At 35.3% G+C, this 16916-nt stretch carries 13 protein-coding genes; 1 reads left to right on the top strand and 12 read right to left on the bottom strand.

Annotated elements, in window-relative coordinates; translation table 11 throughout:
- Positions 1 to 30: 30 nt before the first annotated feature.
- From GMB29_RS02595 to GMB29_RS02540, 12 genes are all read right to left on the bottom strand, one after another.
- Positions 31 to 2061: a PAS domain S-box protein gene (locus tag GMB29_RS02595; protein ID WP_136356109.1), complete on the bottom strand. Its 2031-nt coding sequence runs from the start codon at positions 2059 to 2061 to the stop codon at positions 31 to 33.
- Complete coding sequence (locus GMB29_RS02590; protein ID WP_227551699.1) at positions 2027 to 2887, bottom strand: CheR family methyltransferase; 861 nt, start codon at positions 2885 to 2887, stop codon at positions 2027 to 2029. The genes GMB29_RS02595 and GMB29_RS02590 overlap by 35 nt, the downstream gene beginning before the upstream one ends.
- Positions 2888 to 2890: 3 nt before the next feature.
- Complete coding sequence (locus tag GMB29_RS02585) at positions 2891 to 5647, bottom strand: ATP-binding protein (protein ID WP_168733900.1); 2757 nt, start codon at positions 5645 to 5647, stop codon at positions 2891 to 2893.
- Positions 5648 to 5968: 321 nt separating this feature from the next.
- Positions 5969 to 7300 carry a CoA-disulfide reductase gene (locus GMB29_RS02580; protein WP_136355980.1) on the bottom strand — a complete coding sequence of 444 codons (1332 nt, stop codon included), beginning with the start codon at positions 7298 to 7300 and terminating at the stop codon, positions 5969 to 5971.
- A gap of 191 nt (positions 7301 to 7491) precedes the next feature.
- Complete coding sequence (locus GMB29_RS02575) at positions 7492 to 8496, bottom strand: histidinol phosphate phosphatase domain-containing protein (RefSeq protein WP_136355978.1); 1005 nt, start codon at positions 8494 to 8496, stop codon at positions 7492 to 7494.
- Between the two features lie 4 nt (positions 8497 to 8500).
- Positions 8501 to 9277 (bottom strand): DeoR/GlpR family DNA-binding transcription regulator, encoded by a 777-nt coding sequence (locus tag GMB29_RS02570; RefSeq protein ID WP_136355976.1) that lies wholly within the window; start codon positions 9275 to 9277, stop codon positions 8501 to 8503.
- Entirely contained in the window at positions 9274 to 10278 is a 1005-nt protein-coding gene (locus tag GMB29_RS02565) for an ABC transporter ATP-binding protein (RefSeq protein WP_136355974.1), read from the bottom strand. Before GMB29_RS02565 ends, GMB29_RS02570 begins: the two co-directional genes overlap by 4 nt.
- Entirely contained in the window at positions 10275 to 11054 is a 780-nt protein-coding gene (locus GMB29_RS02560) for an ABC transporter permease (protein WP_136355972.1), read from the bottom strand. Before GMB29_RS02560 ends, GMB29_RS02565 begins: the two co-directional genes overlap by 4 nt.
- The gene (locus GMB29_RS02555) at positions 11051 to 11890 is read right to left on the bottom strand and encodes an ABC transporter permease (RefSeq protein WP_136355971.1); all 840 of its coding nucleotides are present in this window, start codon (positions 11888 to 11890) and stop codon (positions 11051 to 11053) included. The genes GMB29_RS02560 and GMB29_RS02555 overlap by 4 nt, the downstream gene beginning before the upstream one ends.
- A gap of 228 nt (positions 11891 to 12118) precedes the next feature.
- Positions 12119 to 12961: an alkaline phosphatase family protein gene (locus GMB29_RS02550; protein WP_136355970.1), complete on the bottom strand. Its 843-nt coding sequence runs from the start codon at positions 12959 to 12961 to the stop codon at positions 12119 to 12121.
- Positions 12951 to 14060 carry an ABC transporter substrate-binding protein gene (locus GMB29_RS02545; RefSeq protein WP_136355969.1) on the bottom strand — a complete coding sequence of 370 codons (1110 nt, stop codon included), beginning with the start codon at positions 14058 to 14060 and terminating at the stop codon, positions 12951 to 12953. Before GMB29_RS02545 ends, GMB29_RS02550 begins: the two co-directional genes overlap by 11 nt.
- A 238-nt stretch (positions 14061 to 14298) precedes the next feature.
- Positions 14299 to 15855, bottom strand: coding sequence for a DHA2 family efflux MFS transporter permease subunit (locus GMB29_RS02540; RefSeq protein WP_136355968.1), 1557 nt, complete (start codon positions 15853 to 15855; stop codon positions 14299 to 14301).
- Positions 15856 to 16011: 156 nt separating this feature from the next.
- Here GMB29_RS02540 and GMB29_RS02535 point away from each other — a divergent pair, with 156 nt between their 5' ends.
- Positions 16012 to 16893, top strand: a complete 882-nt coding sequence (locus tag GMB29_RS02535) for a TetR/AcrR family transcriptional regulator (RefSeq protein WP_136356107.1) — start codon at positions 16012 to 16014, stop codon at positions 16891 to 16893.
- The last annotated feature ends 23 nt before the right edge of the window (positions 16894 to 16916 follow it).

The following is a 16916-nucleotide window of genomic DNA, read 5'->3' as shown; positions in this document are numbered from 1 at the left end:
TAATGAAACTTATTACTGTTGAATGACGGATTAATGTAGGTTGAAACGAACTGAGAAAGTTGTCCCCTCGTTACTTGTGTCTATATCTATTTCAGCATGATGTCGTTCAGCTACACTATAACAAATTGCTAAACCTAATCCTGTTCCCTTTTCTTTTGTAGTAAAGAAAGGTGTCCCTATTTTCTCCAACACTTCAGGACTCATTCCTTCACCTTGGTCTGTTATTTCTAATATGACAGATCGTTCTTCTGCATATGTTTTAATGATAAGCTTTCCACCAGAAGTCATGGCATCTAGCCCATTTAACGCAATATTTAAGATAAGCTGACGTATTTCTTTTTGATCTATGAATATATGAGGACATTTATTTAGTTCTAGTTTAATTTGTTTACTAGAACGTAAGGCTTCTGCTTGAATGAGTGGAAATAGTGCTTCAATAATTGCATTTAAATTTTGTTGCTTTTTAACACTAATTTTATTTTTCGCTAAATTTAAAAATTCTGTAATAATTGAATTCGCTCTGTTTAATTCTTCTAACATTAAATCAACTATCTCGATTGATAGACTATCAAAATTCGTTTTTGATAATTGTAGAAAGCCGTGAACTGTCGTCATTGGATTTCTTATTTCATGAGCAATTCCCGCGGCCATCTCACCAATTAGATTTAACCGATCTAATCGATACATCTCCTTCTCCAAATGTACCCTTTCTGTAATATCGGTCAAAGCAATTAACGTACATGGCTCAGAATGGATATCAATTTTCTCAGTGGATAATAGGCCTGAGCGAATATCCCCTTTTTTCGTTCTGTAACTAATTTTTTGATTTCGAACGATCTGCTTAAGGTCAACTTGGTTATCGTCAGATTCATCAATAAAATGCTGGAAATCAATTTTTTTATTAACCAGTTCATTGTAAGAGTAACCAGTAAAGTTCACCCAGCTAGTATTAACATCAATGAAAATCTGATCTTTTTGAGAAAAGATCGCCATCAAGCATGGACTGGACTCGAATATTTTCTGAAATCTTTCTTGGGATAAAAATAGATGGTCAGAGATCTTATTTCGTTCTTCAATCTCCTTTTGTAAATTCTCATTGGCTTTTAAAAGCTCTAGTGTTCGTTTTTCTACAATATGTTCTAGATTATTAACTTTTTGCTTTTTAACTTCCTCGATCTGCTTTCTTTCTGTTACATCACGAATTGTGCAAACAAAAATTTGGTGGTTTTCGACTTTCGTCTCTCCAATTTGAATATCTGCATAAAAATAACTTTCGTCTTTTCGTTTTGCTATTGATTCAATTATCTTTCCTAAGCCTACAGCTTGTTTAATAGAGGAAAAGAAAGCAAACGAAGAATCTTTAACATGATCACCTTTTACTTTTTTTAAGAGCATCACAATATGTTTTCCAATTAGTTCATCCGGATTGTAACCAAACATATTTTTAACTGCTGGATTCACTGAAATAATAGAGCCTTGTTCATCAAACGTTACAATCGTATCGCTGATTGTTTCACCAATGACCTTGGCCAATGCCTCAGTCCTTCGCAAATTTAGCGTCGTTCGATCTAACTTTTTGTTTACTTCATTAAGTTCAACTGTATATTCTCTATCAGTCTGAATAATGTTCTCTTCATGATTTTGTTGAATTTTCACAAACTGTTCTATTTTCTGCTTAAGTGTTTCTGGGTGAAAAGGTTTAAATATATAATCAATCGCTCCAACAGAATATCCTTTGTGGACATGTTCGATATCTTGACTAATTGCAGTAATAAAAATAATTGGTATATGTCTCGTTTTTTCTCTAGCTTTAATTAGTTTAGCTGTTTCAAATCCATTTAAACCAGGCATTTGAACGTCTAGTAAAATTACAGCAAAATCTTGTTTCAGCATGCATTTTAATGCCTCTTTACCTGAATTTGCACTAACTAAGTGATAGTTTGGAGAGTTGAGTACAGCCTCCAATGCAAGCAGATTTTCTGGATGATCATCTACCATTAAAATATTAACCTTTTTTGGAAGAGTTCTATTTATTTTTTCGATAGAGTTTTTCGGATGCATCGATTTCTCCGTAACAGTTTTCATAACTAGTAAATTTAATCCCCTCTCTTTTACCTAACCCCAGGAAACCTGATAGGCTTAGACTTTCATAAAACAACTTATGGACCTCATTTTGTAGATGCTTATTAAAATAGATAAGGACATTTCGGCAAATAATGATATCGAATTCGTTAAACGAATGATCTGTCACCAAATTATGTTGAGCAAATACAACATTTTTCCGAAGGAAGGGATGGAAGAAAACCTTATCGTCAACTGCCTTATAATATTCCGAAAAGGCCCTCTTTCCACCTGCTTCAAAATAATTTTTCGTATACAGTTGCATTCCATCTAGTGGGAAGGTACCTTGTTTGGCCTTCTCTAAAATACATGTGTTTATATCTGTTGCAAAGATTCTCGTTTTATCATAAATTCCTTCTTCATGTAAGAGAATAGCCATAGAATAAACTTCCTCCCCAGAAGAACAGCCGACATGCCAAATCCTTATATCAGGGTAATCCTTTATGATTGGAACAACCTTTGTGCGAAATGATTTAAAAAAGGAAGGATCACGAAACATCTCGGTAACATTGATCGAAAAATCAGAAATTAAATGAGACATGACCATAGGGTCACGTAATACTTTTTCTTGTAAAGCTGATATACTTAATAAATTTTCTTTAAGGACACGATGACGAATTCTTCTTTGAATAAAAGGCAAGGCATAGTTTCTAAAATCATACCCATAATATCGAAAAATGGCTTCCAAAAGTAAATCTATTTCTATTTTTTCAATTTCTTCTAACTGAATACGATCATTCGTATTTATTGCAGTCTCTTGTGTTATCTTCTAGCCCTCCTTGCTATACAACCAAACTTGCATGAGTGAGAATAATTGATCTAAATTAATAGGCTTACTTATATAGTCTGTAGCTCCAGCATTTAGACACTCTTCTCTACTTCTTTTCATTGCTTTTGCTGTAAGAGCGATAATTGGTAGCGATGTAAACTGTGGTATTTTACGTATTCTTCGCATTGCTTCAAATCCATCAATCTCAGGCATCATAATATCCATTAAGACCAAATCTGTATCTGGATTTTCCTTTAATACCTCAATCCCTTCACGCCCATTTTCTGCTACTATAATATCCATTTGAAATTTCTCAAGAGCAATCGTTAAAGCATATACATTACGTATATCATCATCAACGATGAGAATTTTCTTGTTTTTCAGCAATGATCTCCCATGTTGTATCATACTCTCTTCTTCTATTACTTTTTCAGAATCTCTCAAAGGATAATGTTGTTCAAGACTGGCAGCTACTTCTTCAATAGCTAATTTTCCAGTTACATGACTGCTCGATGGTAAGTATGGCAAATATAAGGTAAAGGTACTTCCATTCCCCTTTTCACTCGATACTTCAATAGCTCCACCTAATAACTGAGCATATTCTCGACTAATTGAAAGTCCTAATCCTGTTCCGCCATATTGACGACTTGTCGTTCCATCTGCTTGTTTAAAAGCTTCAAATATTGTCTCTTGTTTTTCTTCGTCTATGCCGATTCCTGTATCAATCACTGAGAAAGCAAGCATCGATTTTGGTTGATTTTCCCCTTCACCAGTCTTCCATCCAATTCCTTCTTTAAGTACCTTACGAATAATTAATGATACGCGACCACTATCAGTGAATTTAAACGCATTTGACAAAAGGTTTTTTAAGATTTGCTGTAATCGCTGTTCATCCGTATAGAATGTTTCTGGTAGATCGTGCGCTATTTCAACATTAAACTGGACTTTTTTATGACGGGCAAGCGGAGAAAATTGATTATATATATATTCTTGCATACTATGAAACTCTACTTCTTTAGGTAGTATATCTATTTTACCAGATTCTACTTTAGCTAAATCTAAAACATCATTAATCAGAAGAAGTAAATCATTTCCAGAAGAATAGATCGTCCTAATATACTCCTCTTGTTTAGAGGTAAGATTTCCTTCCTTGTTTTCAGAAAGTATTTGCGCCAATATTAGTAAACTATTAAGCGGCGTTCTAAGTTCGTGAGACATATTAGCTAAAAACTCTGATTTATATTGAGAGCTAATTTCTAATTGTTGTGCTTTCTCTTCAAGTGCCTCTCTAACCTTTTCAATTTCCTTTTTCTTATGTTCAGAGGCTTCATATTGTTCTTCAAGTTTTTCATTCGTTGTTCTTAATTCCTCTTGTTGTAATTGCAATTCTTCTGATTGTGCCTGCAGTTCCTCTGTTAAACTCTGAGACTCTTGTAATAATCTTTCTGCTCTCATGCGGTTTGAAATACTATTTAGCGTTATACCAATATTATTATTGACTTCTTCAAGCAGCTTTAGTTGTGACGGGCTAAAGGAATCAAATGAGGCAATTTCTAATACAGCAAGAACATCACCTTCAAATTGAACTGGCAGGATGATCACATTTTTCGGTGAACCATTACCTATTCCAGAGCCAATTTTTATATAATTCTCAGGTACATTGTCTAATAAGATGGTACGTCTCTCAATGGCACATTGACCGACAAGTCCCTCTCCAAAGTAATAACGATCATGCTCTTTCTTTTCATCTATCAATGCATAGGAAGACATTCTTCGTAAAAAGTACTGCCCGTTTTCTACATCTTTTACATAAAATATCCCACAACTCGCTCCTACCATAGGTACAAGCTTAGAAATTAATAATTCTGCTAACATTTGTACATTTTCCACTTCAGGGTACATCGTAGCAATATCAGCTATTTTTGTTTTTAGCCAGCTTTGTTCTTCAGCTTCTTCTTTTAATTGCTTCTCGAGCTTGCTATGATCTTCAAGAGCTTGTGCCATTTTATTAAATGCACCTGCGATTTCACCTATCTCCCCTTTATTGGAAATCTTTATTCGAGGCAGTGAATCAAAATCGCTTGTTGTTACACTCTTCATAACAGAAGTTACAGTATTAAGGTTATCTGTAATTCGTTTAATGATCCATATCGTCAACCCAATTCCAATCGTTAAGGCTATTGCTAGATAAATGTAAATAATCGTGACGGCCCAATTGTAAGTTTCTCGAGATCTTAACAGCTCATTTTTCATCTCTTGTTCTTGTAATCCATGAAGAAGGTCTGCAATTTGGAGCATCCTCTTCCTAGTAAGTTCAGCTTCATCCCATAAGGAAGGTGGAATATCAGCTTGACTATCTATTTTTATTGTTGTCATCACTTGATGGGACAAATTTTCATAAGTATCATGTAATGTTTTATACTTCGCAATTAATTCTTGCGATTTTTCCTGTGTATCTTTTTTTTCAAGTTCTTCAATCGCAATTTGGATATTTTTACGAGATTCTTCCCAAGCATTTACCTCAGCTTGGACCGCTTCATCAGAATGTCGTGTCGTTATTTCCCTTGCCTCTCTACCAATATTCAAGGTCTCGTACTTAATGATTGAGGCCATTTCTGTTCGTTCATATAACTCATTAACAACAACATTCATATTCACTGTTGATTGCTCAAGCATATTCATTAAGATAACGACAATAATTGATATTAATAATAGTAATGATCCTATACTCGCATAGAGCTTTGTTTTGAATTTCATATGGCCTCCGCTTAACATGTATTCTATCTATGATTATAACGTGATCTATTTAAATTTTCAGATAACTACCAATATTTACTATTTTTTTAAACAAACGTTTATTTTTTACATATTTTGTTTCTAATATACTTTATATTCTTTTAGATCGTCTACCCATTATTTTATTCCACTTGAAAAATAATGAGATTTCTCTAGAAGATACTTTCCGTTGAGATATTTTTAGCTTTCAATGAAAAGTATCTAATAGTTGGATTTCTATCCCTAAATGACTATGAGCCAAAGTAAAGGCCCAGTCCTATGACTGAGCCTAAATATTCCAAATTATTTTATTCTTCTTGCAGCTTGCTGAAGCGGATCCCATACACCATTATACGGAGGAGCGTAAGCTAAATCTAAATCTAGCAATTGCTCGGTTGTCATAGAATGAAATAAAGCTGTTGCAAGTACATCGATTCTTTTATCAATCCCCTTTTCTCCAATAATTTGTCCGCCGAGAATTTTATGTGTTTCATTATGTACGACTAATTTTAAGGTCATTTTTTTAGCATTTGGATAATAGCCTGCAATATCTGACGTTTTAATCGTTACGGTTTGATATGGAATGTTTAATAATTTTGCTTCTCTTTCTGATAACCCTGTCCTTCCAAGTGATAAACGGAAAAATTTTATAATTGAAGATCCTACTACACCCTTAAAGGTTTTTGGAATATTGATCATGTTTAGTCCTGCGATTTGCCCTTGCTTATTTGCATGTGTTCCTAGTGCAATATGGTCATCCTTTTCTTTGATTCGATGATATTGCGTGGCACAATCACCTGCTGCATAAATATCTTCAATATTAGTTTGCATATACGCATTTACCTGGATTGCACCATTAACACTTGTCATAATTCCAGTCTTATCTAAAAAGGATGTATTAGGCCGCACGCCAATTGCGATTAGTACAAGATCTGTCTCAATCTCACCTTTATCAGTCTTAACATATTCAATATGTTTTTTACCGAGAAACGCTTCTACAGATTCTCCCATTCTAAGAACAATGTTATGATTTTTTGCTTCTTCATGGATAAGTTCTGCCATCTCTGCATCGAATATTTTTGCTAATTGTTCATTTCGTTCAATGATTGTTACCTTCTTACCCAATTCCACAAAACTCTCAGCCATTTCAAGGCCAATATAACCGCCGCCAATAACTGTAACATTTTTTACATTGCCTTGAAGGGATTCCATGATTTGCTTTGCATCTGGAATTGTCTTTAAAGTGAAAACACCTGAAAGTTGCGCACCGTCCCACTCAGGTATTACTGGACTTACTCCAGTTGCGATAAGGAGTCTGTCATAAGATAAGTTGAACTTTTCACCATTTGCATGGTTGATTCCATTCACTTGTTTATTTCTTGTGTCAACTTGACGAACTTCATGTAAGATTCGTGCATCAATTCCGTATTTTTCTTTAAATTCAAATTGTGTCCGAGCAATTAATTTATCTGTTGAATCAATTTTATTACTAATCACATAAGGGAGTCCACATTGACCATATGAGTATACTTCTCCCATTTCAAGAACAGTTATCTGATGTTCTGAGCTATTCCTTACAATTTGCATGGCAGCACTCATTCCCGCTGCATCTCCGCCAATAATAATAATCTTCATCTTTATCCCTCCACTTGCTTATTTTCCCTTTCCACTTTACTTTTTAAACGTAAAATGTTGCGGTGAGCACACATTTAGGGACAACATACACACAATGATTGCTTTAAATAGCTCTGGATGAATATTCCTACATTATTATATAGAATTAGTGCGCTTAATTTGCTGAATGATAAAAAAACAGATCCCGACTATTAGATCTGTTTTAAAATCCTTTCTCTTTGTTGAAAAGTTGCTATATGTGAAACACCTAATTCCTGCAAAAACTTCTTGTTTTCTCTTACATATTTGCCAAGATCATCGGGATAGTGCGAATCAGATGATAGGGTAATTGGCACACCATTCCTTACGATTATCGATAAAAAATCAGCAGATGGACACATTTCTTTGACAGGATAACGATAAAATAAACCTGCGTTCACTTCTGTTGCCGTATTTGTTTCAACTAATGCATCAGCTATGCGCTCATACCATTTACGATTAAATGTTTCATTGTTCACTTTGTAATTAAACACTTTTAAATTATCTAAATGCGCGACAAAATCAAACATATTTGAACGAATCATATGTTCAACCGTCACATAAAAACGAGTATAAAGCTCTTCTAAATTACTTTTTGCAAACCGAGATGCTGTTTGCGGATTATCAAATCCCCAGCCGTCAACATAATGAACAGAACCAATAACATAGTCCCATGGTTTTCCTGCTAATAGTCCTTCAAGTTCTTGCTCTTGTCCTATAAAATAATCAGCTTCAATTCCTAACTTTAATAATACACCTTGTTTTTCCCAACGTTTTTTTGCAGCTAAAATCGCTTCAACAAATCGATCCATTCTTTCTGTCATGACATTCTTTAACCAATATGATTGCAATTCACCAATTGGATCTGCAGGATCAAGAATTAACGCTTTTTCAAAATAATGTTGAGTTTCTTTAAAACGGTATAAATGATCGACGATCCCGACCTCTTTCAAGCCAATTTGCTTAGCTTTCTTCAAATATAAATCAAGCCACTCTTCGCTGTAACAACCAGAAGAAAGCCTTTTTTGCAGCTGATTTACTTGATATTCGACTTTTTCCCTTGACCCTTTTTCTAATTCTTCATTTGTTTCAAAATATCCGAGTGCTTTTGCCGTACGTTCAAGCCAGTTAAACGAATACGGACCTTCCTCTAGATGTACATGATAATCAATTAACATTTGATTAACTCCCCTTCGCTATCGTCCATCGTTTATACCATTCATTCCATTCCTTTGGACAAGGCTTATCACTTATAACTTCGTTAAAATGTCTTGCCTCTCCAAAGGAATAAAAAGATGGAATACCTACTTTTGATGAATCAGCAAGTAATATATTATACTTGCTTCTTGCCATCATTTTCGCTGAAACAAGTGATTCATCTAAATCATAATCATAGATTGACTCTGCAACAATTCCCCCGCAGGATATAAATGCTTTATCCATATACATGTGATTTAACCATTCAAGGGTCATTGCACCGGAAACCGAGGATTGGGCAGGATTTGTAAAGCCTCCTAACAAGATAACCTTTCCAGTCATCCTTTTCTCTTCAATTGCTAGATTAAAACGATCTGCTGCAGCAATTGAATTGGTTACAACGGTTAGGTTTTGAATATCTTGGATGTAATCGGCTAGATGAACCGTCGTCGTCCCAACATCGACAGCGATTGTATCACCATGATTGATACGTGTGACTGCTTCAATCGCTATTTGCTGCTTTTCTTTTCGATTAATATCCAGCTTCCGCAAGTATGCCTGCTCTTTTTCTAATTTTGAATATAAGGTTGCTCCGCCATGAACCCTAGAGATCTTTTCTTGTTCTTCCAACTCTGTTAAATCTCGTCGAATTGTTTCAGGTGTCACCGAAAACTTCTTTGCCATTTTTGCAACTGATACACGTTTCTCCTCATTTACCCATTGAATAATTAACCGATGACGTTCTTCCTTGAGTTGGCTCATGATAAAGCGATGACATCCTCTGGTTCTACGAATAAATTATATTCCAATCCTTTCTCAAAGGAGAATGCACGATGATGTAATTGCTCTGTTGTAAATTGTTTGTCATCTGTATGAAAAACAGTTCGGATGACATTTCCATTCATGATTGAATCACCTGCAACAGCACGTAATTGGTATGAGGAAGGGTGAATGTCAAAATGAATTGACTCTGGGCGAATCGCATATTTATCTGCAGACACTTGTAATTGATTCCCGACTAATTTTGCTAATTGTTCTTTTGAAAAAACATTATAATGACCAATAAAATTAGCAACAAACTCTGTATTAGGTTTTGTATATATTTCAGCCGGTGTACCTTCTTGTGCAATTTTGCCATTATTCATAACGAAAATACGATCTGAAACCGTCATAGCTTCTTCTTGGTCATGTGTAACAAGGATCATCGTCATCTTCAATTCACGTTGAATTTCACGAAGTTCAACTTGAAGATGTTTACGAATTTGTGCATCAAGGGCACTTAATGGCTCATCAAGCAACAATACGTTAGGGCGTACAACGAGAGAACGAGCTAACGCAACCCGTTGCTGTTGACCACCAGAAAGCTCATGTGGATATGCATGCTTCTTCTCTTCTAATCCAACAAGCTTTAGCATTTTATCAACTTCAATTGCCACTTCATTAGCAGGTTTTTTCAACATTTTTAAACCGAAAGCTACATTTTCAAATACACTCATATTCGGAAATAACGCATACGATTGGAACACCATTCCAACTTTCCGATTTTTTGGTGCAACATTTTTCATGTTTTTGCCATCAATTAAGACTTCACCTGTTGTTAAATCTGTCAAACCAGATAAAATACGCAAAATTGTGCTCTTTCCACAGCCACTTGGTCCTAATAACGTAACAAATTCACCGTCTTTTATTGTCATATCGATTCCTGAAAGAACATCTGTATCTTTGTATCGTTTCACAACGTTTTTTAATACTACATCACTCATGCACTTGTCATTCCTTTCGCTTTTTTCGTTAATGCCGCCATTACGATCGTTAAAATCCCCATCAACACAATGTAAACAAACACAATCGCACTAGCAAGATGACCACTTGTGCTCAATTTTTCCATTAAATAGATTTGAACGGTTTCAAAGCGGGAACCAACAACAAGATTAATCAAAACAAATTCACCAAATAAAATAGAGAAAGATAATAACACCGAAACAAATAATCCTGGATAAACAGATGGCAGCAACACTCTTCGGAAAGCTTCTACTTTTGTGGCACCTAATAACTCAGCTGCATCCATTAACTGTCGTCCTTGAATGTTTCGTAAGCTATTTCTTGTTCCTTGATACATATAGGGAAGAACACTAATGACGTATACTCCGATAACAGCGATAATCATCGGCAAGCTTGTTCCTGAATAAAAACGGATTAACCCGACTGCTAAAATAACACCAGGAAAGGCATACACCATTACAACACTTGCTTGAAACCACTTTTCCAATGATGGGTAGTATAAAACGATAACGAAAATCGCCGGTACAATAAACAAAATTGAGATCAAAACTGCTCCACCTGAAAGAAGAATAGAACGACCAAATGCTTCGATAAAACGTGAATCTTGAAATAAAGCTGTCAACCACTCAACAGTTAATCCCTCAGGTAAAACTGTTTTATTCCATTCTGTAGAAAATGCATATAGCGCAGTCGCTACTATTGGCAAGGTTAAATAAATTCCAATCAGAATAAGCATAACGATTGTCAATTTTTTCATCGTCCTGACAAGTCCTTTCTTGTTTTCTTAATAAGCCATTCGTTAAGCAGCATTCCGACAATCATAATAACTCCAAGTAATACGGCAATCGCACTAGCAAGTTCAGGTTGTGCAAAAATATCTCCTTGAATAAGCGCCCCAATACGAATTGCTGCTAGATTATAATTGCTGCCGGTTAATGCATATGCAGATGCATAGGCACCAAATGCATTTGCGAACAAGATCGTAAATGTCCCGATAACACCAGGAAATATAATCGGCAGTCCGATTTTTTTCCAAAACATAAATGTAGAAGCGCCAAGTAACGCTGCAGCCTCTTTCCATTGCATCTGTATCCCAAAATAAATTGGATATAATAGCATGACTGCGAGCGGAAGTTGAAAATAAATATAAATAAGCAAAAGACCTGACCAACTATAAAGGGAAAAAGATAAATCCCAGCCGAATTTTTCCATTGCTAATGTAAAAAGTCCGCTATTACCAAGTAAAACGATAAATGCAAAAGCAAGTGGAACGCCTGAAAAATTAGATGTTAAATTTGAAAGGACCAATAATCTTTCACGTACTTTTTCGGAAAAGGATGTCATTGCATAAACACCCAGCAAGGAAGCGATTAATGCAATCAATGCTGACACAAAGGAAAGAACTAAACTATTCTTAAATCCTTGCAAAATATATGAGTTTGTTAACACTTCTTGATAATGTTCAAATGTAATACCCTCACTATTTGAAAAACTACTAACCAGCATATAGATAAGTGGTACTAGGAAAAAGAATGTCATCAACAAAGCGAACGGAACTATTATTAAAAACACACGTTTATTTCCATTCATCATGCAGTCTCCCTTTTGAAATTTGTAAAAGATTTAAAGCTTTAATTAGAACAGCTCTCAAATCTGGAAATGATATTTTAATAGGGGAGCAATCGGCTTTTCACCGATTGCTTTTGTTATACTATCAGAATTTATATTTTAATGTTGATAGTATGAGAAAAACTAAGGCTTTCGCCATTAGGGCTTGGCGATAAGCCAAGTTTTTCTAATGTTCTCTTTTAAACGATTATTCTAGAAATGAGTTTTACTATATTCAACTAGTCCAGGTATGGTGAGCGGGACCATCGCTTCTGAGGGATCAATTCCAAGTAAATGACAGGCTAACGGCGCTACTTGAAGCTGAGAAATCAACTGCTCTTGCACAACTGGTTTTACTTTATTTGAAGCAATAAATAACGGTACATGGCGATCACTAGCCGTATTGCCACCATGGTTTCCATCAGACGTCATCCCATGATCCGCTGTCACAATAATGTCATATCCAAGCTCCATCCATTTAGGTAATGTAAGAGCCAGTAATGCATCTGTTGCTAAAACTCGATTTCGATATTGAACAGAATCTGCTGTAAATTTATGTCCATCATCATCGACATTCATCGGATGAATATAGAGAAAATCAGGTTCTTTCTCTGAAACAAGCCACTCAGCTTCTGCAAATAAATGACTATCAGGATAATGATCTTCAAAATAAAACAGGCCATTCTCAATAGGTGCGTGCTTGTCCAATTGAATACGATCGATCCCATGTCGAAACGGTGCATGATTATAGAGCTCACTTACCCAATAATAAGCAGCTGCAGCAGTTACTTTCCCGCTGCGTCTAGCTAAATGAAATATGCTTTCCTGTGTTGATAAGCGAACAACACCATTGCCTACAATTCCATGGAGGATTGGCGGCGTTCCGGTTAAGATCGTTTCATAGAGAGGTCTTGATAATGAAGGAACCTCTGATTTCACTTCATAACGTGCAACTTTGCCATGTTCAACAAGATGTTGCATAAACCCCATATGTGAACACGCTGTATCATAACGAAGCGCATCCACAACAATCATAATTAATCGATTATTTAACATGGATCAATACCTGTTCTTGCCAAATTTGCGGAATGTTTTTTGTTGTTTCTTCCCAAGCCTTTTGATCAGCCACTGGTTTTGCATTTTCATACATTTCATCTGGTAATAGAAGTGATTCTACATCTTCTGATAATTCAACATTTTCACGAATTGGGCGTGCATAGCCTTTTGCTAAATTTTCTTGACCTTCATCCGAAAGAATGTATTCACGAGTCAACATCGCAGCATGCGGGTTTTTAGAATATTTGTTAATAATTGTTGCATAACCTGAAGTGACAGATGCCTCTTTTGGAATCGTCACATCAAATCGCTTTGCATCAATTTGTTCACGATAGCCTAATGCATTAAAGTCCCACATTAATGCGACATCAACTTCACCTTTTTCTAAGTTTGCAACACTTGGATCAATCGATGTTAATCTACCTTTCTTTGCTAATTCCGCAAAGAAATCGATACCAGGTTGTATATTGTTCTCATCTCCACCGAATGCATAGGCAGCTGCTAAGATAGCGAATTGGGCTTGGTTTGCTGTTAATGCATCACCAATACTTACTGTGAAATCGCCATTCTTAATATCTGCCCAAGAAGTTGGTGCATTTTTAACATTATTCTTATCAGTCATTACTGCCATCGAACCTGTATAACCAACAACCCAGTCTCCATTATCATCCTTTGCCCAATTTGGAATTTCATCCCAGTATGAAGTTTTATATGCTAGTGTCAAGTCTTGGTCCTCAGCAATTGGTCCGAAGGCAATCCCAACATCACCAATGTCCGCTGTTGCGTCTTCTTTTTCTGCAGCAAATTTTTGTAATTCCTCTGCACTAGACATATCTGTATCAGTATGTTTTAATTGATATTTTTCACCAAGCTCGTTCCAAGTTTCCACCCAGTTTGCCCAAGTATCAGGCATTCCAACTGAATTTACTTCCCCTTCTGTTTTTGCTTTCTCTTCTATTTCAGCTAATGTCAGCTTGTTATAATCAGTTCCTTCGCTTGAACTAGGTTCATTTGATGTATCATTTGATGAACATGCCGCTAACATAGAAACTGTCATAATACCAATAATTCCTTTTTTCCAATTATGATTCCAAGACATTGTTTGTTTCCTCCTAAATATGTTTGTTTTATATTTGTTTGACACTCTGAATATACTAAACAAATATTAAGCAAACATATTGCTTGTCCAAATCATTTGTAAATCTCTATTTACAATTCATTTACATCCAACATGAATACTAGGAGGAGCATAACTTAGTTTCCTTATATCAAAAAAGACAACCTCCAAAATTGGAAGTTGTCTTTTTATACTATATTTATACTATATTCCTGAAAACTTAATTCTCAGCTAATTTAGATACTGCCGGTTTCCCTGAAGGATTTCCCTCTATAGTATCTTCTTGTTTTGCTCGTTTAATAAAGAACGCTAGAATAAGTGCTGCGACAGCAATAAAGGTTGATACAAAGAACGAATAATTAATTCCTTCTAACATAGCATTCATACCAATCTGTTGTTGCATTTCAGCCAGTGCTGCTTCTGTCGGCTGTCCACTTGCATTTTTCATCGCATCTTCTGTTAATTGCTTTGCAATTGTTTCTGTATGGTTTGACATCACCGTTACTAACAATGCTGTTCCAATAGCGCCAGATACCTGGTTTAATGTATTGTTCATAGCAGTACCATGCGGATAGAATTGCTTTGGCAATTGATTTAAACCATTTGTTGAAACAGGCATCATCACCATCGACATTCCAAACATACGAATCGCATGTACAATCATTAGGTATTGGTAAGAAGTATCTAAAGTTAAGTTACTGAATAAATACGTCGCTATAGCTGTAATCGATAAACCAACAATCGCTAATATACGGCCGCCAAACTTATCAAATAATCTCCCTGTAATAGGTGACATGACTGACATCAAGACCGCCCCTGGCAACAGCATTAACCCCGCATCTAGCGGGGAAATACCGCGAATTGTTTGAACATAAATAGGCAATAGTAAAAATCCGGAAAACAGAGCCATATTAACGATAATCGTGATAGATGATGATAGAGAAAACATTGGGTATTTAAAAACATTGAAATTAAGCATTGGATTGTCAAGTTTTCCTTGACGTAAAATAAACCAAACTAAAGAAATAATCCCTATGATAATCGTTGCATACACATGAGGACTATCCCAGCCCCTACTGCCTGCTGAACTAAAACCATAGAGCAATCCTCCAAAGCCTAAGCTTGATAGGAGAAGTGAGAAGAGATCAAGACTGATACTAACGTTCTCTTTTTTATCCTTAAGCAAGAAAAAGCCGATCAATAGAACCACAATAGCAATTGGCGTTATAAAATGGAAAAGCATTCTCCAATCATAATGTTCCACGATCCATCCTGATAATGTCGGTCCAATCGCAGGTGCAGACATTAAGATTAAACCGAAGACACCCATCGCCGCTCCTCTTTTTTCCACTGGAAAGCTTACTAACATTACATTCATTAATAATGGCATTAAGATTGCTGATCCAGCAGCTTGAACCATCCGTGCAGTTAATAAGATAGGAAAGACATGGGCAACACCAGCAATTAATGTACCGGCTGTAAATAATCCCATGGCAGTTAAGAATAGATGGCGAACAGAAAATTTTTGAATTAAGAAAGCTGTCGTTGGAATTAAAATACCATTCACCAACAAATAACCTGTCGTCAACCATTGAACGGTCGATGTATCTATATCCAAATCCACCATAATAGACGGAAGAGCGATGTTAAGTAATGTACTATTTAAAAACGCAATAAAAGCCCCGATCATTAAAATAGAAAGTATTCCGTAAGGGGGGCGTTCAAACGTATTTATGGAATGATTCACTGTTATTCCTCCTCTATACAAACAGTTCATTTTTTAGACTTTGATTTCACACAGACAATATCATATACTATGAGTTCAAATATTGCAATCAAAAAAACCCTTGATTTTTCTATGTTTGTATCAAGAAAAGAAATCGTGTACTATAACTTTTATACAGGTAGTCTAATAAAAACTAAAGGTGATTATATGAACGACAGGAAACAGCATGTAATTAAAATGGCTCACCAATTATTTATCGATAAAGGATTTCAAGCTACATCCATTCAAGATATATTGGACTATAGCGGAATTTCTAAAGGAACATTTTATAATTATTTCTCTTCTAAAAACGAGTTATTAATGGAAATTTTCAAAACTCTTTACCAGAAGATGGATAAAGAACGTAGTGAATTACTCATCGGTCAAGATCCTTCTAACATTGAAGTTTTTATTAAACAAGTTGAAATGCAAGTAAATATGAATCGAAAGAATATGTTAAGTTCTCTTTTTGAAGAAGTAAGCTTTCTGAGTGATGCTGAACTTAAACAATTTTTTAAAAAAGGTCAGTTAAAAATGATTCGCTGGCTATACAAACGATTTATCGATATCTTCTCAGAAACCAAGAAACCCTATTTGTTAGATTGTGCCATCATGTTCATTGGTATCCTCCACTTTAACCTAAAATATAATGCAATGGCACATGGGTCAAATGGAGATGTCGATCAAGTAGTTCGTTACAGTGTTGAACGAGTAGTCAAAATGGTCAACGAAGTATCAGAAGCAGGTAAACAATTAATTCAACCTGAGCTTTTAGAACGATGGATGCCAGAAAATAATAGTAATTTAGCCTTTAATCAAAGATTGTACCAAATAATCTTTACATTAAAGAAAACATTTACTAGTACAGAGCAATCAAAATACATTGAGTTATTGGACTTTATACAAGATGAACTATTTCATTCTAAGACTCCACGTAAATTCTTAATCGAAAGTGCATTATTTTCTCTAAAAGCAAACGAAGCATTAATAAATCAAACGGAATTTAAAGAACTTGATCAACTCGTTTCAGATTATATAGCAAATTGTTAACAATTTAAAAACGCAAACACTTT

Origin of the sequence: Metabacillus sediminilitoris (assembly GCF_009720625.1) — a bacterium.
Classification (GTDB): Bacteria; Bacillota; Bacilli; order Bacillales; family Bacillaceae; genus Metabacillus; species Metabacillus sediminilitoris.
The sequence above is the reverse complement of the archived record's forward strand: the minus strand, read 5'-3'. Positions and strand labels throughout refer to the sequence as shown.

Bases quoted from the DNA above. Each gene is read 5' to 3' on its own strand.
- GMB29_RS02550 (WP_136355970.1), bottom strand. From the start codon at position 12,961: ATGTTAAATAATCGATTAATTATGATTGTTGTGGATGCGCTTCGTTAT.
- GMB29_RS02545 (WP_136355969.1), bottom strand. From the start codon at position 14,060: ATGTCTTGGAATCATAATTGGAAAAAAGGAATTATTGGTATTATGACA.
- GMB29_RS02565 (WP_136355974.1), bottom strand. From the start codon at position 10,278: ATGAGTGATGTAGTATTAAAAAACGTTGTGAAACGATACAAAGATACA.
- GMB29_RS02595 (WP_136356109.1), bottom strand. From the start codon at position 2,061: ATGCATCCGAAAAACTCTATCGAAAAAATAAATAGAACTCTTCCAAAA.
- GMB29_RS02560 (WP_136355972.1), bottom strand. From the start codon at position 11,054: ATGAAAAAATTGACAATCGTTATGCTTATTCTGATTGGAATTTATTTA.
- GMB29_RS02540 (WP_136355968.1), bottom strand. From the start codon at position 15,855: ATGAACTGTTTGTATAGAGGAGGAATAACAGTGAATCATTCCATAAAT.
- GMB29_RS02555 (WP_136355971.1), bottom strand. From the start codon at position 11,890: ATGATGAATGGAAATAAACGTGTGTTTTTAATAATAGTTCCGTTCGCT.
- GMB29_RS02585 (WP_168733900.1), bottom strand. From the start codon at position 5,647: ATGAAATTCAAAACAAAGCTCTATGCGAGTATAGGATCATTACTATTA.
- GMB29_RS02575 (WP_136355978.1), bottom strand. From the start codon at position 8,496: ATGTTAATTGATTATCATGTACATCTAGAGGAAGGTCCGTATTCGTTT.
- GMB29_RS02535 (WP_136356107.1), top strand. From the start codon at position 16,012: ATGAACGACAGGAAACAGCATGTAATTAAAATGGCTCACCAATTATTT.
- GMB29_RS02580 (WP_136355980.1), bottom strand. From the start codon at position 7,300: ATGAAGATTATTATTATTGGCGGAGATGCAGCGGGAATGAGTGCTGCC.
- GMB29_RS02570 (WP_136355976.1), bottom strand. From the start codon at position 9,277: ATGAGCCAACTCAAGGAAGAACGTCATCGGTTAATTATTCAATGGGTA.